Origin of the sequence: Brachybacterium sp. J153, from assembly GCF_036311905.1 — a bacterium.
GTDB lineage: Bacteria > Actinomycetota > Actinomycetes > Actinomycetales > Dermabacteraceae > Brachybacterium.
Window position 1 is genome coordinate 90,635 of the sequence record NZ_JAZDCH010000028.1, and the last position, 24,573, is coordinate 115,207.

The 24,573-nt window shown below is 72.0% G+C and carries 20 protein-coding genes; 15 read left to right on the top strand and 5 right to left on the bottom strand.

Going from position 1 to position 24,573, the window contains the following annotated elements:
• The first annotated feature begins 41 nt into the window (after window positions 1-41).
• Both V1258_RS14250 and V1258_RS14255 read left to right on the top strand, forming a co-directional pair.
• Entirely contained in the window at window positions 42-506 is a 465-nt protein-coding gene (locus tag V1258_RS14250; protein WP_329750300.1) for a PTS sugar transporter subunit IIA, read from the top strand.
• Complete coding sequence (locus tag V1258_RS14255) at window positions 503-973, top strand: NUDIX domain-containing protein (protein ID WP_329750301.1); 471 nt, start codon at window positions 503-505, stop codon at window positions 971-973. The genes V1258_RS14250 and V1258_RS14255 overlap by 4 nt, the downstream gene beginning before the upstream one ends.
• 58 nt (window positions 974-1,031) lie before the next feature.
• Here V1258_RS14255 and V1258_RS14260 read toward each other — a convergent pair whose 3' ends face one another.
• Window positions 1,032-2,639: an HNH endonuclease signature motif containing protein gene (locus V1258_RS14260; protein WP_329750302.1), complete on the bottom strand. Its 1,608-nt coding sequence runs from the start codon at window positions 2,637-2,639 to the stop codon at window positions 1,032-1,034.
• Window positions 2,640-3,188: 549 nt separating this feature from the next.
• Window positions 3,189-4,247: a zinc-dependent alcohol dehydrogenase gene (locus V1258_RS14265; RefSeq protein WP_329750303.1), complete on the bottom strand. Its 1,059-nt coding sequence runs from the start codon at window positions 4,245-4,247 to the stop codon at window positions 3,189-3,191.
• Window positions 4,248-4,365: 118 nt separating this feature from the next.
• Between V1258_RS14265 and V1258_RS14270 the strand changes: the two genes are divergently transcribed.
• The 5 genes from V1258_RS14270 to V1258_RS14290 all read left to right on the top strand — a co-directional run bounded on the left by V1258_RS14270 (window position 4,366) and on the right by V1258_RS14290 (window position 9,205).
• Window positions 4,366-6,078: an IlvD/Edd family dehydratase gene (locus V1258_RS14270; protein ID WP_329750304.1), complete on the top strand. Its 1,713-nt coding sequence runs from the start codon at window positions 4,366-4,368 to the stop codon at window positions 6,076-6,078.
• Between the two features lie 170 nt (window positions 6,079-6,248).
• Complete coding sequence (locus V1258_RS14275; RefSeq protein WP_329750305.1) at window positions 6,249-7,097, top strand: aldo/keto reductase; 849 nt, start codon at window positions 6,249-6,251, stop codon at window positions 7,095-7,097.
• 238 nt (window positions 7,098-7,335) lie between these two features.
• Entirely contained in the window at window positions 7,336-7,959 is a 624-nt protein-coding gene (locus V1258_RS14280; protein WP_329750306.1) for an RNA polymerase sigma factor, read from the top strand.
• Window positions 7,956-8,783 (top strand): hypothetical protein, encoded by an 828-nt coding sequence (locus tag V1258_RS14285; protein WP_329750307.1) that lies wholly within the window; start codon window positions 7,956-7,958, stop codon window positions 8,781-8,783. The genes V1258_RS14280 and V1258_RS14285 overlap by 4 nt, the downstream gene beginning before the upstream one ends.
• A gap of 86 nt (window positions 8,784-8,869) precedes the next feature.
• Window positions 8,870-9,205 carry a hypothetical protein gene (locus tag V1258_RS14290; RefSeq protein WP_329750308.1) on the top strand — a complete coding sequence of 112 codons (336 nt, stop codon included), beginning with the start codon at window positions 8,870-8,872 and terminating at the stop codon, window positions 9,203-9,205.
• Window positions 9,206-9,217: 12 nt separating this feature from the next.
• On the opposite strand, the gene V1258_RS14295 is transcribed toward V1258_RS14290, so the two are convergent.
• The 3 genes from V1258_RS14295 to V1258_RS14305 form a co-directional block, all read right to left on the bottom strand.
• Window positions 9,218-10,720 carry an NAD-dependent succinate-semialdehyde dehydrogenase gene (locus V1258_RS14295; RefSeq protein ID WP_329750309.1) on the bottom strand — a complete coding sequence of 501 codons (1,503 nt, stop codon included), beginning with the start codon at window positions 10,718-10,720 and terminating at the stop codon, window positions 9,218-9,220.
• A gap of 91 nt (window positions 10,721-10,811) precedes the next feature.
• Window positions 10,812-11,147 (bottom strand): hypothetical protein, encoded by a 336-nt coding sequence (locus V1258_RS14300; protein ID WP_329750310.1) that lies wholly within the window; start codon window positions 11,145-11,147, stop codon window positions 10,812-10,814.
• A gap of 23 nt (window positions 11,148-11,170) precedes the next feature.
• Complete coding sequence (locus V1258_RS14305; protein WP_329750311.1) at window positions 11,171-12,868, bottom strand: sodium:solute symporter family protein; 1,698 nt, start codon at window positions 12,866-12,868, stop codon at window positions 11,171-11,173.
• 394 nt (window positions 12,869-13,262) lie between these two features.
• Here V1258_RS14305 and V1258_RS14310 point away from each other — a divergent pair, with 394 nt between their 5' ends.
• From V1258_RS14310 to V1258_RS14345, 8 genes are all read left to right on the top strand, one after another.
• Entirely contained in the window at window positions 13,263-14,597 is a 1,335-nt protein-coding gene (locus tag V1258_RS14310) for an ABC transporter substrate-binding protein (protein WP_329750312.1), read from the top strand.
• A complete protein-coding gene (locus tag V1258_RS14315; protein WP_329750313.1) occupies window positions 14,594-15,478 on the top strand; it encodes a carbohydrate ABC transporter permease in 885 nt (294 codons plus the stop codon). Before V1258_RS14310 ends, V1258_RS14315 begins: the two co-directional genes overlap by 4 nt.
• Window positions 15,475-16,404: a carbohydrate ABC transporter permease gene (locus tag V1258_RS14320; protein WP_329750314.1), complete on the top strand. Its 930-nt coding sequence runs from the start codon at window positions 15,475-15,477 to the stop codon at window positions 16,402-16,404. Before V1258_RS14315 ends, V1258_RS14320 begins: the two co-directional genes overlap by 4 nt.
• A 248-nt stretch (window positions 16,405-16,652) precedes the next feature.
• Window positions 16,653-18,047 carry a serpin family protein gene (locus V1258_RS14325; RefSeq protein ID WP_329750315.1) on the top strand — a complete coding sequence of 465 codons (1,395 nt, stop codon included), beginning with the start codon at window positions 16,653-16,655 and terminating at the stop codon, window positions 18,045-18,047.
• Window positions 18,044-19,207 carry a serpin family protein gene (locus V1258_RS14330; protein WP_329750316.1) on the top strand — a complete coding sequence of 388 codons (1,164 nt, stop codon included), beginning with the start codon at window positions 18,044-18,046 and terminating at the stop codon, window positions 19,205-19,207. The genes V1258_RS14325 and V1258_RS14330 overlap by 4 nt, the downstream gene beginning before the upstream one ends.
• A 58-nt stretch (window positions 19,208-19,265) precedes the next feature.
• Entirely contained in the window at window positions 19,266-21,275 is a 2,010-nt protein-coding gene (locus tag V1258_RS14335; RefSeq protein ID WP_329750317.1) for a beta-galactosidase, read from the top strand.
• An 86-nt stretch (window positions 21,276-21,361) separates the two neighbouring features.
• Complete coding sequence (locus V1258_RS14340; RefSeq protein ID WP_329750318.1) at window positions 21,362-23,248, top strand: glycoside hydrolase family 35 protein; 1,887 nt, start codon at window positions 21,362-21,364, stop codon at window positions 23,246-23,248.
• Window positions 23,249-23,362: 114 nt separating this feature from the next.
• A complete protein-coding gene (locus V1258_RS14345) occupies window positions 23,363-24,535 on the top strand; it encodes a Gfo/Idh/MocA family protein (RefSeq protein ID WP_329750319.1) in 1,173 nt (390 codons plus the stop codon).
• Window positions 24,536-24,573: the final 38 nt, after the last annotated feature.

The following is a 24,573-nucleotide window of genomic DNA, read 5'->3' on the forward strand; positions in this document are numbered from 1 at the left end:
ACCGGGGTGACAGAATCCGTGACGACGACGAGGGAGGCGGCATGGCCGAGGAGCTGGAGCTGATCGTGGTGGTGGCGCACCTCGAGGTGGGCGATGCGGAGGATGCGCTCCGCTCGCTCGCCGCGCGGCTGCTGGAGGAGGGGGCGGTGACCGTCGACTTCCCGGAGGCGCTGCGGGAGCGGGAGCGGCAGTACCCGACGGGCCTGCCGACGCCGATCCCGACCGCGATCCCGCATGCCGATCCGGCGCTGGTGCGTCGGCCGGGTCTGGCCCTCGCCACGCTCGCCCGCCCCGTGGACTTCGGGGAGATGGGCGGCGAGGGCACCGTGGGGGTGCGCGTCGTGGCGATGCCGCTGCTGACCGACGCGGCGTCGCATCTGCGGGCACTGCAGCGCCTGATGGGCGTGCTCCGCTCGGAGGATGCCGTGGGGCGGCTGCTCGAGGCGGAGGACGAGGACGAGCTGCGCCGGTGCGCAGGAGAGCTGCTGGAGGGGGAGACCGCGTGAGGGGTCCGAGAGTCGGGGTGAAGGCGCTGGTGGTGCGCGATCGCCAGGTGCTGATGAATCGCTATACGGATGCGGACGGGCACGTGGTGCTCGCCCTGCCCGGGGGAGGTCAGGAGCACGGAGAGCATCAGGTCGCGGCGCTGATCCGCGAGTGCCAGGAGGAGATCGGGGCGACGGTCGAGGTGCATCAGATCGCCTGCCTGTTCGAGATCCTCACCGAGCGCCGCTATCGAGACGGCGCTCCCATCCCGCTGTTCCATCAGGTGAACATCGCGTACTGGTGCGACCTCGCCGAGGGCGAGGAGCCGGGTGTCGGCACCGATCCCGACGCCGGCCAGGACGGCACCGAATGGCTGTCACTGGACCGCCTCGACGACCACGACGTGCGCCCCGTCGAACTGAAGCGCTGGCTGCAGTCCGATCCCTCGAGCCGCCCGGTCTCCCTCGGGGTCTGCGCCCCGGCCTGAGCTCCAGGCTGATCTCCGGCCTGACCCCCGATCTGCGCGGCGGCCGGGGCCGGGTCGCTCAGAAGGGCGGTGGCCCGGGATCGGACGGGCACACCGACCCGCAGGGGTCCACCGCTCCGCCGTCCCCGGGCAGGGCACCCGCCCGCGCCGCCGCGGCCGCCCGCTCCGCGAGGTGCTCCGCCCAGCGTCGTTCGAGCGTCGCGGCGAGAAGCGGGGTGGTCATGTCGGTGTGCTCGAGGGTCCAGGACGTGTGGGCTCCATCGAGGGTCCACCGGGTGACGGCGGGCTCTCGGCGACGCAGCTCGGGAGGACCGGTCCCCGCGCCCAGGCAGGCGCGTGGATCGGAGGGCTCGGCGGCAGAAGGGTCGGGAGTCGCCCCGGCCTCGCGTGTGGGATCGAGGCGCCCGACTGTCTTGAGCTGGTGGTGTCGCCAGCAGAGGCGATGGAGATTTTCGAGCGTGGTCGGTCCTCCACGCGCCGGGTCTCGGTGGTCGAACTCCTCGATGTGGTCATCCTCGGAGGCGAGAACCGTGGAATGCGTGCAGCCCGGCGCCGCGCAGACGGGATGTCTCAACCGGAGCTGTGTGCGCTGGGCCGCGGTGGGCGTGTATCTCGTGGTGGGAGCGTCGAGGTACGCGCCGCTGATCGGGTCGGTGAGCAGGCGGTGCCAATCCGGCTGCCCGGCGGCCAGGAAGCGGGCCTGGTCCGCGGGGATCGGAGTGCGGCCCTCGAGCATCCCCGGGGCGTCGCTCGCACCGAGCAGGGTCATGGCCGGGACGGTCACGAAGAGGGTTAACGCGGTCCGGGGAGCTTCGACGGGCTCGTGGTGCAGCAGGGAATGGGTCAGGACGAGATAGCGCAGCGTCGCGAGGGACAGGGCCCGACCGTTCTCCAGCGCCGTGCCGTCCGGGTCGAAGGGAAGTGCCTCCCCGGGCTGCTCGGCGAGCTGCTTGCGCTGGGCCGCCTGGACCGTGCGCGCGACGGCGTCGAGCCGATGCGACAGGGCGAGGATCTCCAGCATCGGCCCCGTCACCGAGAGAGTCGCCGTCCCCTCGGGGACAGGACCGATCTGCACGGACACGTCCCGCTCCGGCGTGCGCGCGGGTTCGGGGACCTCGGAGAGGGTGAGGCTGATCGCGAGACCGAGATGCCGATCGAACTGGGAGCGCGAGATGGAGGCGACTTCCCAGGTCGCGACCACGGCGTCGATCGCGGCGGCCTGCGCATCGCTCATGCCCGCGAGCCGCCGGAGCAGAGTCCGATGCCAGTCCTCCGGGAGGTCCCCGGTGGTCAGCTGCTCGAAGGTGCCCGGCATGACGGTGACTGCGCGGTGCGCGTCCCGGACCCTGCCGGCCGCCTGGGAGGCGGACACCCGCAGGGCGGTGGCCAGCTTCATCGCGATCAGGTCGAGATCGTCGCTCGGGTCGCTGACGTCAGGGTCCTCCTGCAGGAACTGCGCGACCTCCGCGAGCTGGCGCGCGTAGAGCCGGGTCCGCTCCCGAGAGGTGTCATGGATGGTCACGGCCTGCTGCGCGTGCGCGGTGACGACCGGGTCTGCTTCGTGCGCGCTGTCGACCAGCGCAGAGGCCCGGACGGCCTCAGGGGTGAGGGGCCGGCGGGCGCGGACGGGCCAGGGCCTCAGCTCGCGGGGGAGCTCTGCGGTCATCACTGCGGACATGTCCTGGAAACCCCCGTCCCATCTCGCCGTCGACGCCCCCGGAGTTCCGGGGAGATGTGACAACGCTATTCGATGCCTGAGGGTGAGGGAACCCCTGCGCGAACATGGGGATGAAAATGTGGAAAACCGAGAGTGGGGAGGAACGGTTCGCGCCGCGGGCGGGAACCTCCTGGCGGTTCAGGGCGGGGGAGTCGGTGGTGATGCGCGCGGGAGCGGGGACGTCGACGCGATGGTCAGCGCACCAGACGCCCAGGCCATGGACGTGTCGCGACACGCAGGATGCCCCGACATCTCCGAGCGGAGGGTGCCACGACGGGTGATCGCGCAGCACGCGCGCGCCCCGCGTAATACACGTTGGGTGCGACATGTGGGCCGCATATTAGTCCATTGTGGAAAACCATTCTCTGGGGAGGAATCGTTCGTGCAATCGATCGCCGAGAACCCTTCCTCTGGCGCGCTCGAGCGGGCATGATGGCGCCCATGTCCCTTCGGATCAGCCAGCACACGGCGCGCTCAGAGCGCCCGGCGCGCTCCGCGTCACAAGTGAGGGTCGATGTGCACCTTCGGGCCGCGTGGCCTCTCCGGCGCGGTCGTCGGCCCGCGGCGCGGCTCGGCGCCCTCCCGCCCGCGTCCCGGCGTCGCGGCGAGGACGTCCGGGACCTCCTCCAGCGCGATGGTGCTGCCCACGATCGGGCACGGGTCGACGGTGCCCGAGGCATAGGCCGCGATCGTCTCCTCGAGGGCGGGGGAGGCGCTGAGCACTCCGACCGCCGTGACGTCCGCGAGGACCAGCTCGCGCGAGTCCACCGGGGTCGGTGTGCCGGCAAGGCCGATGAACACCGCCCGGCCTCCGGGCTCGACGAGTTCCACGGCGCGGGCGGGCAGGAGCGGGGCGCCCGCCGCGTCGATCACCGCGTCCCAGGGGAGATCGGGCAGCGTCGCGTCGTCCCAGACCCCGTCGAGGCCGAGGGTGCACGCGAGCTCGAGGTGCGGGCCGGGCAGGCCCAGCACATGGACCTCGGCCCCCGTGGCGCGGGCGAAGAGGGCGCTGAACAGGCCGATCGTCCCCGGTCCCATGATCAGCACGCGGTCCCCGACGGACAGCTGTGCGCCCTGCACGGCGCGCAGCGCGTTCCCGCCCGGCTCGACCAGCGCCCCCGACGTCGGTCCCACCGCATCCGGCAGGGCGTGCAACGAGTTCGCAGGCACGGCGAGCTGCTCGGCGAGGGCACCGGCGCGGGCTCCGCGGATCCCGACCTCCTCGCGCGCGGCGCAGACGTGCTGATGGCCGCGGCGGCAGCGTCGGCACGATCCGCAGCCGAGCATGGTGTCTCCCATGACCCGCCGGTCCAGCCACCCCGGATCGACGCCGGTGCCGACGGCGCTCACCCGCCCGCACCACTCGTGCCCGATCCGCATCGGAAAGCGGGAGACCCCCTGTTCGAGGTAGGACATGTGGCCGCTGAAGATCTCCGCATCGGTGCCGCAGATCCCGGCGCGCTCCACCTCGACCACGACCTCGCCGGGGGCGGCGGTGGGCGGCTCGACCTCCTGCACCTCGGCCCGACCCGGTCCCGTGATCACCAGTGCGCGCATCGTCGTTCCCCCTCGAACGTCATCCCGACCGCCGGACCCCTCGAGGCGCTGGAACGAAATAACATAGGATCCATGATGTTTCCGAGCGTAGGCCCGATCGATGATGAGGGGAACGGCAATGGAGCTCCGCAGCAGCCAGTGGTACGGGGGCGAGGACCGCAACGGCTACATCCATCGGGCCTGGATGCGGCGCGGCGTGCCCAACGACGCCTTCCGCGGCCGCCCCCAGATCGCGATCGCGAACACCGCGAGCGACCTCACCCCCTGCAATGCGCACCTCACCGGCGTCGCCCAGTTCGTGAAGAACGGCGTGCTGGAGGCCGGAGGAGTGCCCCTCGAGCTGCCGGTCACCTCCCTCGGCGAGACCAACGTGCGACCCACGGCGATGCTCTGGCGGAACATGGCCGCCATGAGCATCGAGGAGATGCTCCGTGCGAACCCCGTCGACGGCGTCGTCCTCCTGGGCGGATGCGACAAGACCATCCCGTCCCTCCTCATGGCCGCGGCGAGCGTGGACATCCCGGCGGTCGTGATCCCGGGCGGACCGATGCTCAACGGCACTTTCCGGGGGGAGCGGCTCGGGTGCGGCACGGGCGTCTGGAAGCTCAGCGAGGAGGTTCGGGCAGGGGCCCTCTCCCAGGAGGACTTCACCCGCTCCGAGTCCGCGATGATCCGCAGCGCCGGTCACTGCAACACGATGGGCACCGCCTCGACGATGGCGCTGGTCGCCGAGGCGCTGGGCACGATAGTCCCCGGGATCGCCGGCACGCCCGCGGCCGACGCCCGGTTGAACGAGGCGGCCCAGCTCACCGGTCGTCTCGCCGTGGACCTCGTGCGCGAGGGGCGCACTCCGTCGTCCTTCCTCACCAAGGGCTCCTTCCACAACGCGATCGTGGCCCTCGCCGCGATCGGCGGTTCCACCAACGCCGTGGTGCACCTGCTCGCGATCGCTGGACGACTCGGCATCGAGCTGAGCGTCGAGGACTTCGACCGGATCGGTGCGAGGGTGCCGCTGCTGGTCGACCTGCAACCCGCGGGCCGGCACCTCATGGAGGACCTCTTCCGTGCCGGTGGCCTGCTCGCGGTGCTCCGCGAGGTGCAGGACCTGCTGGATCCCGAGGCGCTCACCATCACGGGCCGGCCCTTGGTCGAGCATCTCGAGGGTGCGGAGATCTGGGACCCCGAGGTGATCACCCCACGCAGCGCGCCGCTCCAGGAGGACGCGGGCATCGCGCTGCTCCGGGGGAACCTCGCCCCCGACGGCGCGATCATCAAGCCCGCCGCCGCCTCGCCCGAGCTGCTGCAGCACCGGGGCAGGGCGCTCGTCTTCGACAGCATCGAGGACTTCCACGCCCGCATCGACGATCCGGATCTCGAGGTCGACGCCTCCACGGTCATGATCCTGCGCGGCTGTGGACCGAAGGGGTATCCGGGCATGCCCGAGGTCTCGAACATGCCGCTGCCCCCGAAGCTGCTCGAGAAGGGGGTGCGGGACATGGTCCGCATCTGCGACGGCCGCATGTCCGGCACCGCCTACGGCACCGTCGTCCTGCATGTCGCCCCGGAGGCCGCCGCAGGTGGTCCCCTCGGCCTGGTCCGCACCGGCGACTGGATCGTGCTGGACGTGCCGGCCCGCCGACTCGACGTCGAGCTCAGCGCCGAGGAGCTGGCCGCTCGAGTTCCGTCCGAGGCCATGACCTCGGCTTTCGCGAGTCCCGAGCGCGGCTGGGAACGGCTCTACGTCGATCACGTCCTGCAGGCCGATACCGGTGCCGACCTCGACTTCCTCGTCGGATCGAGCGGATCGGACGTTCCGCGCGAGTCGCACTGACCCGGCCCCACCGTCGACCCGTCCGTCGTCGCGCGCGCCCGGACCCGTCCCTGTCCGCCCCATCCCCCGACACCGCTCGACTCTCCATCCCGCACCACCAGGGCAAGCGCTAGCCTGGATCCCGTCGTCCGCCCGCGGAGCTGCCGCGGACCTCCCACCCAAGGAGCATCATGACTGTCTCTCCCCGCCTCAGCTTCCACGACGGCCGCTCGATCCCCCAGCTGGGCTTCGGCGTCTGGCAGGTCTCGAACGAGGAGGCCGCCGACGTCGTGGTGACCGCCCTCGAGACCGGCTACCGCCACATCGACACCGCCCGCGGCTACAACAACGAGGCCGGCGTCGGTGAGGCGCTGCGACGCTCGGGCCTTCCCCGGGACGATGTCTTCGTGACCTCGAAGGTCCCCAACCAGGACCAGGGCCGCGACGCGACCCTGCGCTCCTTCGACGCGAGCATGAGCGACCTCGGCCTCGACGTCCTCGACCTGTACCTGATCCACTGGCCGGCGCCGTCCAAGGGCCTCGCCGTCGAGACCTGGAAGGCACTCACCGAGCTCCACGAGCAGGGCCGCATCCGTTCCATCGGCGTCTCCAACTTCCGCCGCGAGGACCTCGAGAAGATCGAGCACGCCACCGGGATCGTGCCGGTCATCAACCAGATCGAACTGCACCCGTACTTCAACCAGCCCGAGCTGCGCGAGTACCACGCGGAGAAGAACATCGTCACCGAGTCCTGGTCGCCGCTGGGTCAGGGCGGCGGCGAGCTCGAGGACCCGGTGATCGCCGAGATCGCCGAGGCCGTCGGCGCCACCACCGCCCAGGTGGTGCTCGCCTGGAACCTCGCGCTGGGCAACGTGGTGATCCCGAAGTCCGTGACCCCGGAGCGCATCGCCGCCAACTTCGCCTCCCTCGAGGTCACGCTCTCCGAGGAGCAGATCGCCGCGATCACCGCGCTGCACAAGGGTGAGGCGGGTCGTCGCGGCGGCAACCCGGACGACTTCGGCGGGCACCAGGGCGCCTGACCCCGCCGGGCGCGGCCCGGCGCCCATCGGTCCCGGCGCCCATCGGTCCCGGCGCCCATCGGTCCAGCCACCCGTCGGTCCGGCCGACGGACGCGCCCCACCCCGCCCCGACCCCCGCACCCGCGCGCCGTGCTCCCGCTCGAGGGAGCACGGCGCGCGGCCGTCGGCTCGAGCACCAGAGCAGACGGCCGTCGAGGTTGCGTGACACACCTCGTGCGCTGCCGGACAGGAAGAGGATGTGAGCACGCCGCCCCGACCCGATCCCGCCCAGCACTTCACCGCGTTGTACGACGAAACGTACGCCGACGTCCTCCGCTTCGTGCGCCGCCGCCACGGGGAGAGCGGGGCGGAGGACGTGGTCGCAGAGGCCTTCCTCGCGGCCTGGCGACGTTTCGAGGACCTGCCCGAGGATCGCGGCGACGCCCGAGCCTGGCTGTTCGGCATCGCCCGCGGCACCCTCGCCAACGGTCGACGCAGCGACCGCCGTCGCGATGCCCTGGGCGTGCGCCTGGCCGACGCGGAGTCGACGACACCCCACCCGGAGGATGATGCTGCGACGTTGCGGCTCGACGTCGCCCGGGCCTGGCGCCATCTCACGGACGGCGAGCAGGAGGCCATCGCGCTCGCCGTCCTGGACGATCTCACGTCCGCGCAGGCTGCCCGCGTGCTCGGCACCACGGCGGTCGCCTACCGGCTGCGTGTGTCCCGTGCCCGCCGGAGACTGCGCCGCCTCGTCGAGGACGGGCCGCCCCCGCACCCCGCGCCGCCCCCGCACCCCGGGCCGCCCGCGCGCCCCGCGCCGCCCGCCCACCCCGCGCGCCCCGCCCCGTCCGTCGACACCACCTGGGAGGCCATCCGATGACGACCACCGAGATCGAGACCGCGCTGCGCTCCCTCGACCCCGCCCCTCCCCAGCACGCTGGTCGCGAGCAGCGGGCCGAGGCCGATCTCCGGCGGATCCTCGCCACCACGCGCCGGCAGCCGAAGGCTTCGGACCCGCGCTCCGCGGATGCCGACGACACCCGACCCCGGGCGGGATCGCGTCGGCATCCGCTGCGCCGACGGGGTCTCCTCGCTCTCGCCGCCGCGGCCCTCGTGGTCACGACGGCGGTGGTCGCCGTCGACCTGATCCGTCCGCCGACCGCCTCCGCCGGCTGGACCCCGGTCGGCGACCCGGTCGCCGTGGATGCCCCGGGCGTGCAGCAGTGCGCGCGCTGGTGGCGCGTGGAGTCCGATCGGCTGCGGCCGCTCCTGCAGGAGCAGCGCGGGAGCACGACCCTGGTCCTGGCGGGCGACGAGGACGGGCGGGAACTGCTGTGCACCGCCACCCTCATCGATGGGCGGGAGCCGATCGGGGGTATGACCTCGCTGGAGGAGCCGCCCGCGGCGGCACCCGGTGCCGACGAAGTCGTGGTGGGTTTCGTGCAGACGTCGTTCCAGGAGGCCATGCCGCAGAACGGCTGGCAGGCCGATGGGTCCACCGCCATCACCGGGCACGTAGGCGAGGACGTGGCGCGCCTGGTCCTGGACACGGAGAGGGGCCCGGTGGAGGCGAGCGTCGCGGACGGCCGTTTCGCCGCCTGGTGGCCGATCGAGGACGACTCCGACCCGCACCCCGTCGTCCCGGCGACGATCACCCTGGCCGACGGCACCACCCGCACCGTGACCCTGGAGGGGAGCGCCTGACGCCACCCGCGGCGACCCCGTAGGGTCGGGGCACACGGCGGGACGCATCCGGCCCCGCCGCAGTGACCACGAGAAGGAGCATCGCCATGACGGAGAACCCCTACGACCCGTCCGCTAACGGCACCGACACCCCGCGCGAGGACGTCACCGGCCCCGACGGGACCGAGAACATCGACCGGATCCTCGAGCTGGAGCGGGAGCGGGACGCCTCCGGTCGCAGCGACGACGCCGCGGACATGCCCGCCGAGCTGGGCGAGGAGGACGTGGCCGCCGCCGAGCAGGGCAACCGCGCCGGGGACGAGATGCTCACCGATCAGGAGCTCCCGGACGGCCGGGAGCTGCTGGACGAGGCCGACGAGCCCGTGGACGCCTTCGAGGACGAGCCCTTCGCCGAGGACGACCCACTGCGCCGCGACCGCTGACGGGCGCCGAGCTCACAGGGGCAGGCGCACGTACGTCATCTCCAGGTACTCGGCCATCCCCTCGTGGGATCCTTCGCGGCCGAGCCCCGACTCCTTGACCCCGCCGAAGGGGGCGGCCGCATCGGACGCGACCCCGAGGTTCACCGCGACCATCCCCGACTCGATCCGCCGCGCCGCGGCCGTCACCGCGCCCAGATCGTCCCCGATCACGTAGCTCATCAGCCCGAACTCGGTGTCGTTCGCGGCGCGGACCATCTCGTCCACGTCGTCCATGACGATGATCGGGGCGACGGGCCCGAAGATCTCCTCCCGGGCGACGCGGGCGTCGGCCGGGACGTCGGCGAGCACCGTCGGCAGGTAGTACGTGCCGCCCGCGCAGCCGTCCGGCAGCTCCTCGGCCGTCGGCCGGCGCCCGCCCACCAGCACCCGCGCCCCGCGCTCGACCGCGTCGGCGACCAGCTCCTCGACCTTCGCGAGCCCCGCCTCGTCGAGGAGCGGGCCGAGCGTCGTCGCGGGGTCGATCCCGGGCCCCACTTGCAACGCCGCCGCCCGCTCCACGAGCGCCGCCGTGAACTCCTCCGCCACCGACGCGTGCACGTAGAAGCGGTTCGCGGCGGTGCACGCCTCGCCGTTGTTGCGGAACTTCGCGGGCATCGCCGCCTCCACGGCGGTCGCCACGTCGGCCGACGGAAGCACCAGGAACGGTGCGTTCCCGCCGAGCTCCATCGACGTGCGCAGCACTTGCTCGGAGGCCTGGGCGAGCAGCCCGCGACCCACCGGGGTCGAGCCGGTGAAGGACATCTTCCGCAGCCGCGGATCGGCGAGCAGCGTCCCGGACAGCCCCCGTGCGTCGGAGGTGACCACGCAGTTCACGACGCCATCTGGCACACCGGCGTCGGCCAGGATCCGCATCAGCAGCAGCGACGTCAGCGGCGTGGCCTGCGCGGGCTTGAGCACCACGGTGCAGCCGGCCGCGAGCGCCGGACCGATCTTCCGCGTGCCCATCGACAGCGGGAAGTTCCACGGCGTGATCGCGAGGACCGGGCCGACGGGCCGCGCCACGGTGAGGATCGCCTGGTCGGCGCTGGGCGCCTGCCGGAACCCGCCCGGCTGCCGCACCGCCTGCTCCGAGAACCAGCGCAGGAACTCGGCCCCGTACGTGACCTCGCCGTACGCCTCCGCGAGCGGCTTGCCCATCTCGAGGGTCATCGCGAGCGCGAGGTCGTCGGCCCGCTCGTGGCACAGCTCGTAGGCGCGGCGCAGGATCTCCGAGCGCTCCCGCGGGAGGGTCGCCGCCCACGCGTCCTGCGCGGCGACCGCGGCATCCAGCGCGCGGCGCCCGACGGTCGCGGCGTCGGCGTCCACGACCTCGAGCAGCGGCAGCCCCGTCGCGGGGTCGATGACGTCCAGCGACGGGGTCCCGCCGAGGAAGCCGCCGTCCACGAAGGAGCTGCGCGGCACCCGCTCCAGCAGGTCGGCGATGCGGTCCGGGGTGATGGTGGGCAGGTCGGGCACGGGAACCTCCAACGTCGTCGGGTCCGTCCAGTCTGCCCCTCGGCGTCGCCCGGCGGGGGCATGCTGGGCCCGAGGCCGCGGCCCCGACCGGTCAGAGGGCCGCGATGTCCTTCGGCTCCTCGGCGCCGTCCTCGTTCTCGCGCACGATCATGCGGATCGGGTCGAGCTTCGCCCAGACGAAGAAGAGGATCGCGACGACCACCATGGCGATGCCCGCCCAGAGGTTGGCGTTGAGCCCGTCTGTCTTCGCGGCCTCGTGCGGCGTGAACGCGAACAGCCCCATCGCGACGAGGATCAGGCCGAACAGGCCTACGAGCGCGCCGATGAAGGTGCGGATGTCGAAGGCGCCGGCGGTCTCGACGTGGGCGTCCGCGGGGACGTCGGGGGAGTCGGCCGGCTCGGGGGTCGTGCCCTTGTGCGTGTTCATGGTGTGCTCCTGGTGATCCCGGCTCAGGCGAAGACGATGTTCAGGACGCTGACGAGGACCAGGCCCAGGCCGGCCATCGGCACCGGGCGGCGCCAGATCGGCAGGTCCTTCTCCTCGGGGTCGACGAGCTGGGACTTCGGGGTCTCGGAGTAGACCAGGCCCTTCAGCTCGTGGACGGGCTTCGGGGCGGTGAACTGCGTGACCACCACGGAGACGAGGATGTCGACCACGAAGGCGGTCGCGGCGCTCACGAAGGCGAGGCCCTGGCCGGGCAGCTCGAACAGCCCGAAGAAGGTGGAGGAGGCCCACAGCGCGACGGCCGAGAGGGTACCGGCGACGAGGCCGGTCCAGCCCGCGGTGGGGGTCATCCGCTTCCAGAACATGCCCAGGATGAAGGTCGCGAACAGCGGCGCGTTGAAGAACCCGAAGAGGGTCTGCAGGTAGTCCATGAGATTGGAGAACTGCCCGGCGATGAGCGCGGTGAAGATCGCGATGACGCAGGCCATGAGCGTCGCGACGCGGCCCACCTTCAGGTAGTGGGCGTCGGGGGCGTCCGGCTTCACGTACTGCTGGTAGAGGTCGTAGGAGACCACCGTGTTGAAGGCGGAGATGTTCGCGGCCATGCCGGCCATGAACGCGGCGAGCAGGCCCGCGATCGCGACGCCGAGCAGGCCGTTGGGGAGCACGTCGCGCATGAGCAGTAGCAGCGCGTCGTTGTAGTTCACACCGGTGGCGGCCGCGCCGGCGGCGTCGCCCGCGTGGTCGAGCTGCTTGTACTCGGTGAGCTCGCCGACGAGCACGGCGGCGATCATGCCGGGGATGATCACGATGAAGGGGATGAACATCTTCGGGAAGGCGCCGATGATCGGCGTCATCCGGGCGGCGGTGAGCGACTTCGAGGCCATCGCGCGCTGCACCTCGACGAAGTTCGTGGTCCAGTAGCCGAAGGAGAGCACGAAGCCGAGGCCGAAGACGATCCCGATCACGGAGAGCACGGGGCTGTCGAAGCCGGAGAGGGCCTGGCCGGGCCAGGTGTGCAGCTGCTCCCCGCCGAGCATGCCGTCCCCGGCGACGCGCTCCGTGAGGCCGTTCCAGCCGCCCACGCGGTGCAGGCCGATCAGGGTCAGCGGCAGCAGCGCCGCGACGATCACGAAGAACTGCAGCACCTCGTTGTAGATCGCGGCGGAGAGCCCGCCCACGGTGATGTAGAAGAGCACGAACGCGGCGGCGAGGACGAGCCCCACCCACATCGGCCAGCCCAGCAGCCGGTTCACGATCGTCGCGAGCAGCGACAGGTTCACGCCCGCGATGAGCAGCTGCGCGACGGCGAAGCTGATCGAGTTCACCAGATGCGCGCCGGTGCCGAAGCGCATCCGCATGAACTCGGGGACCGAGCGCACCTTCGAGCCGTAGTAGAACGGCATCATCACGACGCCGAGGAACAGCATCGCAGGCACCGCGCCGACCCAGAAGTAGTGCATCGTCGGCATGCCGTACTGGGCGCCCGTGGCGGACATGCCCATGATCTCGACCGCGCCGAGGTTCGCGGAGATGAACGCCAGGCCCGTGACCCACGCGGGCAGCGAGCGGCCGGAGAGGAAGAACTCGATGGAGCTGGAGACGCCGCGCTTGGCGTACCACCCCACTCCGAGCACGAAGACGAAGTACAACGCGATGATCGCGTAGTCGATCCACTGCGCATCCAGCCGGATGTCGACCATGATCAGATCCTTCAGAGTGGGGAGAGGGGGAGGGGACGTGGAGGGGACGGGTCCGGGCCAGCGGTGAGCTGACGGGGAATCCAGCGCCGACGGCGGGTCACGCTACCACCGGGCGAGGAGCCGCGTGCGGCATCTTCCCTCAAGGTCCGGACAGATGCTCCGCCGTGTGGTAACGGCGCGCCGGTCGGTGGGCGGACGGGCAGGGTGGTCGGCCGACGGGCCCGGACCGTGCCCGGGCATCCGTTCCAGCCCGACCGCCCCCGCCTCGACGTGGCTCGGCTCACGTCGACGGGAACGTTCACGTGGAAAATAGTGCCCCGTCACTTTTCTCGGTTAGGCTCGCGGCGCTCGGAGACGAGACACGACTCGATGATGAGGAACGACAAGGAGAGCGATGAGGCAACGACTGTCGCGGCGCTCGGCGCTGGTGGGGACCGGAGCGGCGCTCGCCGCCGGGCTCGCCGCCTGCGCCCCGCCCAACAACGGCACGGTGAACGCCGAGCCCACCATCCCCGCCGCGGACGGCAAGGTCACCGTGACCTACTGGGCGTGGCTGAAGGACCTGCAGAAGGTCGCCGACGTGTTCAACGCGTCGCAGGACCGGATCACGGTCGAGGCCACCTGGATCCCCGGTGGCAACTCGGGCGGCTACGCCAAGATCCTCTCCGCGGTCGCCGCGGGCGGCGGTCCCGACATCGCCCAGGTCGAGCTGCGTCAGATCCCCGAGTTCGCCCTCGCCGGCGCGCTCGTGGACCTCACCCGCTACGGCTTCGGCGACCAGGAGTCGCTGTTCGACCCGGGCGCGATCAGCCAGGTCAAGGTGGGCGACTCCTTCTGGGGCGTCCCGCAGGACACCGGCCCCGTCGCGACCTTCTACAACCGCGAGGTCCTCGAGGGGGAGCTGGGGCTGACCGTCCCCGCGACCTGGGACGACTTCCGCGAGGTCGCGGGTGCCGTGCAGGAGGCCGGCAAGAACCTCATCAGTCTCGACCCCTCCGACGGATCGCACCCCATCGCCTGGGTCATGCAGTCCGGCGCGGTGTGGTTCCGCCCCGAGGGCGACGGCTGGATCGTCGACATGACCGACGACGCCTCGATGCGCGTCGCCGAGTTCTGGGACGGCATCTTCGCCGACGGGATCGTCGGCACCGGCTACGGCTCGTACACCACGCCCTGGTACGCGGCGGCCGGTGACGGCAACGTGCTCGCCTCGATCTCGGGCTCCTGGTCCGACGCCCTGAACGCCACCGTCCCCGGCGGCGAGGGCAAGTGGGCGGTCGCCCCGATGCCCACCTGGTCCGACGGCTATGCCTCCGGCGGCCACGGCGGCTCCTCCGGCGCGATCCTGTCGAACGCGAAGCACCCTGCCGAGGCGCTCGAGTTCCTCACCTGGATGTGCACCGACCCCGCGGGGATCGACGCGATGATCCAGTACTCCGGCATCGGCTGGTCCCCGGCCGCGGACTACATCGGCGAGAGCCGCATGCAGCCCTCGGAGTTCTTCTCCGGCCAGAACTACAACGAGGAGGTCATCGTCCCGATGGCCGCCGGCCAGAACCTCGACTGGACCTGGGCACCGCTCATGCAGCGCGCCCAGGCGATCATCGGGGACGGCATGACCCGAGCAGTCAGCGGCGAGGTGCCGCTGGTGGACATGTTCGCCGACGCGCAGACGCAGATCGTCGACATCATGCGCACCATCGGCTTGAACGCGGAGGAGGCACGATGAAGGCGAAGTCCGCTCCCTGGGTGCTGATGGCGCCCTTCCTGTTCCTGTTCGTGGTGACCATGGTGGTGCCGATCATCATGGCGATCGGCTACTCCTTCACCCGCGTCGAGCGCTCCGGCCTCCTCGGTGAGGCGGGCGTGACCAGCGTGTTCGCCGGCCTCGACAACTACATCGCGGCACTGTCGAACGTCAACTTCATCGCCTCGCTCGGCCGCATGGTGCTCTTCGGCGCGGTGCAGGTGACGGTCATGATCGTCGCCGCGACGGTCCTCGCCCTGCTCCTCGAGAGCGCCTCGGCGAAGTGGCCCGGCTTCTTCCGCGCGACCTACTTCCTGCCCTACGGCATCCCCGGCGTGATCGCGACGATCCTGTGGTCCTTCCTCTACATCCCGGGCCTCAGCCCGATCGTGGACACCCTCGCGGTGGTCGGGATCAACGTCGACTTCCTCGCCCCGAACATGGTGCTGTGGTCGATCGCGAACATCGTGACCTGGACCTACACCGGCTACAACATGCTCATCATCATCGCCCAGCTGAAGGCGATCCCCGGTGAGCTCTACGAGGCGGCCAAGCTCGACGGCGCCTCCTCGCTGCGGGTCGCGCTGTCCATCCAGCTGCCGCTGATCCGCCCCGCGCTCATGCTCACGATCATCTTCTCGATCATCGGGACCCTGCAGCTCTTCGCCGAGCCGCGCCTGCTGCAGACCATGAGCTCCGGCATCACCTCGGAGTACACCCCGAACATGTCCGCCTACGCCTTCGCCTTCCAGTACAACGACATCGGCATGGCGGCCGCGCAGGCCGTGATCATCGCGGTCTCGGCCTTCGTGCTGTCCGCCGTGGCGCTCGGCATCTCGAACTGGACGGAGAAGCGTCGATGACCACCACGCAGACTCACCGGGCGAAGGCCTCCGGCTCGCCCCGCCGCACCGCCGACCACTCCCGCTCCGGCTCCCGCGACGCGGGCCGTCGGCCCACCACCACGATCCTGGTCACCGCGATCCTCGCGATCGTCGCGATCTACTTCCTGGTGCCGGTCTACTGGGTGGTCGTCAACGCCACCAAGTCCACCGAGGACCTCTTCGGCACGAGCGGCTTCTGGTTCGGCGAGAACTTCCAGCTGTTCGAGAACCTCGGCGCCGTGCTCAGCGCGAACGGCGGGATCTTCCCCCGCTGGGCGCTGAACTCGCTGCTCTACTCGGGCGTGGGCTCCCTGCTCGCGACCTACTTCGCGGTCGCCGCGGGCTATGCGCTGGCGAAGTACCGCTTCCGGGGACGCAGCCTGGTCTACGGCTTCGTGCTGGGCGGTGTGCTGGTGCCCGGCACCGCGGTGGCGCTGCCGCTGTTCTTCCTGTTCAGCTCGGTGGGCCTGACCAACACCTACTGGTCCGTGCTGATCCCGTCGCTCGTGAGCCCCTTCGGCCTGTTCCTCGCCTCGATCTACGCGAGCGCCGCGGTGCCGGACGAGATGCTCGAGGCGGGCCGTCTCGACGGCGTCAGCGAGATCGGGCTCTTCCACCGCCTGGCCCTGCCGCAGCTGACCCCGGCGGTCGTGACCATCGTGCTGTTCCAGTTCGTCGCGATCTGGAACAACTACTTCCTGCCCCTGGTGATGCTGGCCGACGAGCGGCTCTACCCGATCACCCTGGGCCTGGACAACTGGCGCGCGCAGACGGACCGTCTGCCGGAGTTCTACCAGCTCACCGTGGGCGGCGCGCTGCTCTCGGTGATCCCGCTGGCGATCCTCATCCTGGTGCTGCAGCGCTTCTGGCGCGGCGGCCTCACCGAGGGCTCCGTCAAGGGCTGAGCGCCGGGGGCGGGGCCGGCCTGTCCGGGCCCGCCCCGCTCGCCTCCGCCCGCCCCCGCTCGCCCGCACCCCCGCCCCCATCGGCGGGGCCATGGTCGGGTACTGGCGTCACAGCGATGACTACGCCATATATGGCGTCGTGCTGCGCAGGGCGCCAGGACCCGGCCAACGTTCACCCCGTCAGCCACCGACCACTGCGCACCCCGGCAGTGCTTGCGCCGGGCCCGATCGGCGGCTTCGATGGGGTGATGAGCCCCACCGCGCCGACAGCGCCGCCTGCAGACGCCCACGCGGACAGCACGGCGGCGGCGCCGCAGCACACGGGAGGCCCGCGCCGCCGCACCCTGCTCACCGCCGCGGCGGGGCTGCCCCTCGCCGGCCTCGGCCTCTCGGCCTGCGGCACGGATCTGCTGCCCGGCGGGGGAGGGGACGAGCCGGACCTCGCCGCCGAGCTGCCGCGCCGCGAGCCCGGGCCGGCCGAGGGCGCGGGGGAGAAGGTCGTGCCCTTCACCGCACGGATGCTCGCCCTCATCGACCGCGAGGAGGTCAACGCGGTCTGCTCCCCGCTCTCGGCACAGACCGCCCTGACCATGGCGGCGCTCGGTGCGGCGGGGGCCACCCGTGCGCAGATGGAGGAGGCCCTCAGCGGCACCGTCGAGGAGCTCGCCGAGACCGCCAACACCCTCTCCGCGGTGCTCGCCGCCGTCGCGGACCGGGCCCGGGAGGACGATGATCCCGACGCGCCCGAGCCCGCCGTCGCCTCCCTCGTCAACTCCACGTGGCTGCAGGAGGGCTTCGAGGTCGAGCAGCTCTACCTGGACGCCCTCGCGCAATGGTTCGGCAGCGGCGTCTTCGAGGTCGACTACATCGACCCCGGCGCCCGGGAGGCGGGCCGCGAGCGGATCAACGACTGGGTGCTCGAGCAGACCAACGACCTCATCGAGGAGCTGATCCCCCCGGACGCGCTCTCCGAGGACACCCGCCTCGTGCTGGTCAACGCCCTGCACCTCAAGGCCTCCTGGCCCGCACCGCTCGAGAAGACCGGCGGCACCTTCACCACCTCGGGCGGCGAGCAGGTCTCGGCCGAGATGCTCCGCGGCAGCACGTCGTCCTGGTACGAGGACGCGCTGTGCCAGGCGACCGCGCTCGCGGCGGCTGGCGGCGAGCTGGCCCTCGCGCTGGTGCTGCCCGTCGGTAGCCCCGCGGAGGTGCTCGACGCCTGGGCGGAGTCGGCCGACGACCCGGCCGCGGGGCTCGGCGCGCTGCTCGCGGGGCTCGAGAACGCGCAGGAGACGGTCGACGTGACCGTGCCGGCCATCGACATCGACTGGGACTCCTCCCTCGTCGACCTGCTGCGGGAGCTCGGCATGGCGGATGCCTTCACCGACATCGCAGACTTCTCCGGGATCAGCACCGCCGAGAAGCTGCTGATCAGCGACGTGATCCAGAAGGCCGTGCTGACGGTCGATGAGAACGGCATGGAGGCCGCCGCGGCCACCGCGGTCGTCATGGAAGCGGGCTCCGCCCCGCTCGAGCCGAAGGAGCTGGTGCTGGATCGGCCCTTCCTCGTCGTCGCCTACGAGCGCACGACCCTCGCCCCGCTGGTCGCGGGCTGGATCGGCGACCCGACGCAGACCCGATGAGCGCGCCCGTCCCGCCGACCGCCGACGATCCCTCCGCCTCCGCCGCCGCGTTCACCGCGCGGCTGCTCCCGCTGCTCCCGCTGCTCGCGCCGGGAGAGAAGGACCCGGCGGAGCAGAACATGGTCTGCTCGCCGGTCTCGGCACGGATCGCGCTCACCCCGCTCGCGCTCGGTGCGCGAACGGAGACGCTAGACCAGCTCGAGACGGCCCTCGGCGCCGACGCGGAGTCGCTCGCCGCGCAGGCCATGGCGCTGCGCGAGGCGCTCGAGCAGATCGGCGCCCCCGCGCAGGCGGCGCTCGTGGACGCCTTCTGGCTGCAGTCGGGGATCCACCTCGAGGGCGGCTTCCGGGACCGTCTGGTGCACGAGCTGCGGGCCCGGCCGGGGAGCGCGGACTTCACCCGCGCCGAGGGGCGGGCGCGAGCGCGGGACGAGATCAACGCCCTCGTCGAGGAGGCGACCGACGGGCTGATCACCGATCTCGTCGGCCCGGACGGCCTCTCCCCGCACCTGCTCCTCGTGCTCATCGACGCCCTGCACGTGCGCGCCCCCTGGACGGCGCCGCTCGCCCGCACCCGGGGCGAGTTCACCACGGCCCGCGGCGAGCGGGTGGAGACGGACCTGCTCACCGGGACCGGGGCGGGCTGGTCCGAAGGGGAGCTGTGGGAGGCGAGCAGCCTGCGGACCGTCGGCGGCGCGCTCTCCCTCGTGCTCGTGCGGCCACGCACCGGACCGGAGGCGCTCCTCGCGGCCTGGGCCGCGGACCCGGCGGCGCTCGTCGGCCTGCTCGCGGAGCTCCGCACCCCGCGCGAGGCCGTGCGCTTGAGCGTTCCGCCGCTCGATCTGCGCTGGTCCGGCGACCTCACGGGAGCGCTCGCGGGCCTCGGGGCCGGACCCGTGCTCCGGCCCGGGGCGGACCTCTCCGGCATCGCCGAGGATCCGCGCCTGCATCTCTCCCTTGTGCTCCAGCAGGCGGTGCTACGCGTGGACGAGGAGGGGATGGAGGCGGCCGCCGCGACCCTCGTCGCCGCACGCACCGCGGCCGCGGTCCCGAGCCGGACCCTCGCGCTCGACGTCCCCTTCCTCGCGCTCGTCGTCGAGACCGGGACCGGAACCCCGCTGGTGGTCGCGCGGATCGGCGACCCCACCGCGGCCGCCTAGACTGCGGGTAAGGGGTTGCCGAGCCCCACGGTGGACGATCGGATCCGATGGAGGAGACATGAGCGAGCAGCGACCCTGGCCCCTCGGAGTGCAGGGCCTCGCGTACGGAGGCGACTACAACCCCGAGCAGTGGCCCGAGGAGGTCCGGCTCGAGGACGTGGAGCTGATGCGCGAGGCGGGCGTGAACCTGGTGAGCGTCGCGATCTTCGCGTGGGCCACGCTCGAACCGCGCGAGGGCGAGTACGAGTTCGCCTGGCTCGATGACGTCATGGACCGCCTCGGAGAGGCCGGCGTCCAGGTCGCGCTCGCGACGGCGACCGCCTCCCCGCCGCCGTGGCTGACCCGCGCGCATCCCGAGATCCTGCCCGTCACGGCGGAGGGCACGGTGCTCAGCCCCGGCGGCCGCCAGGCCTACGCGGTCTCCTCCCCGCTCTACCGGGAGTACGCCCTGCGCATGACGCGGGTTCTCGCCGAGCGCTACGCCGAGCATCCCGCGCTCGCCCTCTGGCACGTGGACAACGAGCTCGGTTGCCACGTTCCCCACGACTTCTCCGAGCATGCGGCGCTCGCCTTCCGCACCTGGCTCGAGGACCGCTACGGCACGATCGAGGAGCTGAACCGGGCCTGGGGCACCGCGTTCTGGTCCCAGCGCTACGACGACTTCGCCGAGATCCTGCCGCCGCGCGCGGCGCCCACCTACCCCAATCCCACCCAGCAGCTGGACTTCGCCCGCTTCTCGAGCGATGAGCTGCTGACCCACTACCGGGCCCTGCGGGACGTGCTGCGGGAGGTCACCCCGCACGTCCCGGTGACCACCAACCTGATGCTGTCCTCGGCGACGAAGTGGATGGACTACTTCTCGTGGGCGGGGGACCTCGACCTGGTCGCCAACGACCACTACCTGATCTCCGCCGATCCCCGCGGTCAGATCGAGCTGGCCTTCGCCGCGGACCTCTCCCGCGGCGTCGCGGGCGGCGACCCGTGGATCCTCATGGAGCACTCCACCTCGGCCGTGAACTGGCAGAACCGCAACCGGTCCAAGCGCCGCGGCGAGATGCTGCGCAACTCCCTCTCGCACGTCGCGCGCGGGGCCGACGGGGTCATGTTCTTCCAGTGGCAGCAGTCCCGGGCCGGCGCCGAGAAGTTCCACTCGGCGATGGTTCCGCACGCCGGGCGGGACTCGGAGGTGTGGCGCGGCACCGTGGGCCTCGGGCGCGTGCTGCAGGCCCTCGCCTCGGTGCGGGGCAGCCGCGTGCTGAACCGGGTGGCGCTGGTCATGGACTACCCCTCGTGGTGGGCGAGCGAGCTGGACTCCCATCCCACCCAGGCCCTGTCCTATCCCGGGGAGCTGCTGCGCTGGTACACGGCGCTGTGGGACCTGGGGCTCGGGGTCGACCTGGTGCCCGTCGGCGGCGATCTCGACGGGTACGACCTGATCATCGCGCCGACGCTGTACACGGTCCGCGACGAGGACGCCGAGCGGCTCGCCGCCGCCGCGCGCGAGGGCGCCCAGGTGGTGATCACCTTCTTCTCCGGCATCGTCGACGAGAACGACCTGGTGCGGCTCGGCGGCTACCCCGGCGCCTTCCGCGAGCTGCTGGGCGTGCGCACCGAGGAGTTCGACCCGCTGCTCGAGGACGAGGTGCGCCATCTCGACGACGGCTCGAGCGCGGATCTGTGGAGCGAGCGCACCCACCTCGAGGGCGCCCGCGCGGTGCGCACCTGGGCCGACGGGCCGTTGCACGGCTGGCCCGCCGTGACCCGCCACGAGGTGGGGGAGGGAGCCGCCTGGTATGTCGCCGCCCGCCCCTCCGTCGCGGGCCTCGAGGCGCTGCTCGAGGAGATCGCGGACGCCGCCGGTGTCGAGCCGGCCGTCCCGGGCCTGCACCGGGACGTCGAGGCGGTGCGCCGCTTCGCCGAGGACGGCACCACCTATCTCTTCGTGCTCAATCATTCCGACCGCGACCAGGTGGTCCAGGTCGACGGTCGGGACCTGCTCACGGGACACACGGCCGACGGCGCGTTCACGGTGCCTGCGGGCGGGGTGGCGGTGATCGAGGAGTCCTGAGGTCTCGCTGCGGACCCCGTTCGCGTCGGCCACCCGCGGCTGACACACTGGCGCAAACCGGTTCACCGCCGAGAGGATCGCCGACGATGCCCGCTGCCCTGACCCCCACCCCCGACGGATTCCTCCGCCACGGGGAGCCGCACCTGCTGATCTCCGGGGCGCTGCACTACTTCCGCGTCCACCCCGGGCAGTGGCGCGACCGGCTGCGCCGCCTCGTCGCCCTTGGCTGCGACACGGTCGAGACCTACGTGGCCTGGAACGTGCACCAGCCGGCGCCGGAGGAGACCACCTTCGAGGGCTTCGCCGACCTGGGCCGCTTCCTCGACATCGCGCGTGAGGAGGGGCTCGACGCGATCGTGCGCCCCGGCCCGTACATCTGCGCGGAGTGGGAGAACGGCGGCTTCCCCGGCTGGCTGCTCGCCGACCGCAACCTGCGCCTGCGCCACCGCGACCCGCGCTATCTCGCGGCGGTCGACTCCTGGTTCGACGCGCTGATCCCCGTGATCGCCGAGCGCCAGACGACGCGCGGCGGGAACGTGGTGATGGTGCAGGTCGAGAACGAGTACGGCAGCTACGGCGACGACCGTGTCTACCTCGCCCATCTGCGCGACGGCCTGATCGCCCGCGGCATCGAGGAGCTCCTGGTCACCTCCGACGGCCCCGCCCGCATGTGGCTGACCGGCGGGACGGTCGACGGGGCGCTCGCGACCGTCAACTTCGGCTCCCGCGCCCTGGACGTGCTGGAGATGGCGCGCGAGGAGCTGCCTGATCAGCCGCAGATGTGCATGGAGTTCTGGAACGGCTGGTTCGACCACTGGGGCGAGCAGCACCACGAGCGCACCGGGGACTCCGCGGCCGACGAGCTCGCCGACATGCTCGGGGCCGGCATGAGCGTCAACTTCTACATGGCGCACGGCGGCACGAACTTCGGCCTGCGCGCGGGCGCGAACCACGACGGCGGTCTGCAGCCCACCACCACGAGCTACGACTACGACGCCCCGATCTCCGAGAACGGTGCGCTGACCGCGAAGTTCCGGGCCTTCCGCGAGGTCATCGCCCGCCACCGCGAGCTGCCGCCCCTCGAGGAGCATCTGGCGCAGCTCGGCCTCGCCGCCGAGCCCGCGACCCTCCCGGCCCGCGAGCTCCCGCTCGAGCGGGTCCTCCCGCTGCGCGGCACCGTGCTCTTCACCCGCACCGCGGCCGTGCACCCGGTCCCGCCCGCCTTCGAGGACCTCGGGCTGGAACGGGGTCTGCTGCGCCTCTCGCGCGAGATCGAGATCGCCGCGGAAGAGCACGAGAATCGCCGCGTGATCTCCCCGCTGAAGCTCTACGACCTGCACGATCGCGCGTGGGTGTGGGTCGACGGGGTGCCCCTCGGCGCCGTGGGCGTGGACGGCAGCGGACATGCCGAGACCGATCCCGCGACGGTCGAGCTGACCCCGTTCGCGGACCGTCTCCTGCCCGATGGCGGCCGCCGCACGGTGCGCGTCGAGGTCCTGGTGGAGAACCTGGGTCGCGCGAACTTCGGACCCCGCCTCGGGGAGCGCAAGGGCATCCTCGGCGGCGTCTGGCAGACGATCCGCTTCCTGAACGACTGGGAGGCCGACCCGTGGCCGCTCGAGGAGATGGGCGGCGAGTTCGCCCGGCTGCTCGCGGCCGACGGGCTCGCGGCCGACGGGGCGGCGGCTGACGGGGTCGCGGGCCCCGAGGCCCCGCCCGTCCTCGTCGGCTCCTCCGTCGAGGTCGAGACCCCGGAGGACACCTTCCTCGACGTGTCGGGTGCCGGGCACGGTGTCGCCTACGTCAACGGTTTCTGCGTGGGCCGCTACTGGTCGATCGGCCCGCAGCAGAGTCTCTACGTCCCCGCCCCGCTGTTGCGCGCCGGCCGCAACGAGGTGCTGCTGCTGGACCTCGAACGGGTCCCCGAGCGGCTCGGCCTCGCCTCCGCGCATCTGTGGGAGACCCGGCGCTGAGCCCCGTCTGATCCGTCCCTGACCGGCGATGACCGGTTGCGGACGGGCGACGGTGTGTGAAACCATTTGCGGAGCGGGCGTCCCGCACCCCTCGACACGAAGGACCACCACCTCATGGACGACCTCCGGATCGGCGTCATCGGCTTCGGCGCGCGCCACGACCTCGCCGTCCACGCGCACCGACCGGGGGAGGGCTCGGCCGTCACGGTCGTCGCCGACCCTTCCGCGCGGGGGAAGGCCCAGGCGCGGGAGGCGATCGGCGAGGACGTGGCGGTCGTGGACTCGGTCGAGGAGCTGCTGGCCGGTCACGAGGTCGACGCGGTGATGATCCTGACCCCCGACGCCACCCACGCCTCCGTCGCGCTGCGGACGCTCGGGGCCGGCATCGCGACCTTCTGCGAGAAGCCGATGGCGATCAGCGTCGAGGACGCCGACGCGATGCTCGCGCTCGCGCAGGAGCAGCGGGCCCGGCTGTACGTGGGCCACAACATGCGCCACATGCCGGTGGTGCGGCAGATGAAGGCGATCGTGGACTCCGGCCGGATCGGTCGGGTCCGCGCCATCTGGTGCCGCCACTTCGTGGGCGCCGGCGGTGACTTCTACTTCAAGGACTGGCACGCCGAGCGGGAGAAGGCCATGAGCCTGCTGCTGCAGAAGGGCGCCCACGACATCGACGTCATCCACTGGCTCGCAGGCGGGTACACCCGTCGCGTCTCCGGCATCGGCGACCTCGCCGTGTACGGCGACATCACCGATCGGCGCGACAACTCGGACCGCCGCATGGGGGACTGGTACGACGTGGACATCTGGCCGCCCACGACGCTGCGGGAGCTGAACCCGGTCGTGGACGTCGAGGACATCTCGATGCTGCAGATGCGGCTCGACAACGGCGTCCTCGCCTCCTACCAGCAGTGCCACTTCACCCCGGACTACTGGCGGAACTACACCGTGATCGGGGACGCGGGCCGGATCGAGAACATGGGCGACGGCGCGGGGGACCAGATCCACCTCTGGGAGTCCCGCCGCTCCGGCCCCGGGCGCCCGGACGCCGTCGAGGTGATCGCGCGGGCCGACGGCGGGCACGGCGGCGCGGACCCGAGCCTGGTCGCGGAGTTCCTGCGCTTCGCCCGCTCGGGCGGAGCCACCGACGTGTCGGTCATCGCCGCCCGCGAGGCGGTGGCGACTGGAGTGCTCGGCGCCGAGTCGATCCGGGACGGCGGGGTGCCGCGGGACGTGCCGCCGGTGGCGCCCGAGCTCCGCGCCTACTTCGACGGCGGCCAGGCCTGAGCCTGGCCACGCCGATGCGGGACCTTCGCCACTGGCTA

Bases quoted from the DNA above. Each gene is read 5' to 3' on its own strand.
- V1258_RS14305 (WP_329750311.1), bottom strand. From the start codon at position 12,868: ATGGTCGACATCCGGCTGGATGCGCAGTGGATCGACTACGCGATCATC.
- V1258_RS14300 (WP_329750310.1), bottom strand. From the start codon at position 11,147: ATGAACACGCACAAGGGCACGACCCCCGAGCCGGCCGACTCCCCCGAC.
- V1258_RS14315 (WP_329750313.1), top strand. From the start codon at position 14,594: ATGAAGGCGAAGTCCGCTCCCTGGGTGCTGATGGCGCCCTTCCTGTTC.
- V1258_RS14270 (WP_329750304.1), top strand. From the start codon at position 4,366: ATGGAGCTCCGCAGCAGCCAGTGGTACGGGGGCGAGGACCGCAACGGC.
- V1258_RS14260 (WP_329750302.1), bottom strand. From the start codon at position 2,639: ATGACCGCAGAGCTCCCCCGCGAGCTGAGGCCCTGGCCCGTCCGCGCC.
- V1258_RS14320 (WP_329750314.1), top strand. From the start codon at position 15,475: ATGACCACCACGCAGACTCACCGGGCGAAGGCCTCCGGCTCGCCCCGC.
- V1258_RS14330 (WP_329750316.1), top strand. From the start codon at position 18,044: ATGAGCGCGCCCGTCCCGCCGACCGCCGACGATCCCTCCGCCTCCGCC.
- V1258_RS14290 (WP_329750308.1), top strand. From the start codon at position 8,870: ATGACGGAGAACCCCTACGACCCGTCCGCTAACGGCACCGACACCCCG.
- V1258_RS14275 (WP_329750305.1), top strand. From the start codon at position 6,249: ATGACTGTCTCTCCCCGCCTCAGCTTCCACGACGGCCGCTCGATCCCC.
- V1258_RS14325 (WP_329750315.1), top strand. From the start codon at position 16,653: ATGAGCCCCACCGCGCCGACAGCGCCGCCTGCAGACGCCCACGCGGAC.
- V1258_RS14335 (WP_329750317.1), top strand. From the start codon at position 19,266: ATGAGCGAGCAGCGACCCTGGCCCCTCGGAGTGCAGGGCCTCGCGTAC.
- V1258_RS14340 (WP_329750318.1), top strand. From the start codon at position 21,362: ATGCCCGCTGCCCTGACCCCCACCCCCGACGGATTCCTCCGCCACGGG.
- V1258_RS14345 (WP_329750319.1), top strand. From the start codon at position 23,363: ATGGACGACCTCCGGATCGGCGTCATCGGCTTCGGCGCGCGCCACGAC.
- V1258_RS14285 (WP_329750307.1), top strand. From the start codon at position 7,956: ATGACGACCACCGAGATCGAGACCGCGCTGCGCTCCCTCGACCCCGCC.
- V1258_RS14265 (WP_329750303.1), bottom strand. From the start codon at position 4,247: ATGCGCGCACTGGTGATCACGGGACCGGGTCGGGCCGAGGTGCAGGAG.
- V1258_RS14310 (WP_329750312.1), top strand. From the start codon at position 13,263: ATGAGGCAACGACTGTCGCGGCGCTCGGCGCTGGTGGGGACCGGAGCG.
- V1258_RS14250 (WP_329750300.1), top strand. From the start codon at position 42: ATGGCCGAGGAGCTGGAGCTGATCGTGGTGGTGGCGCACCTCGAGGTG.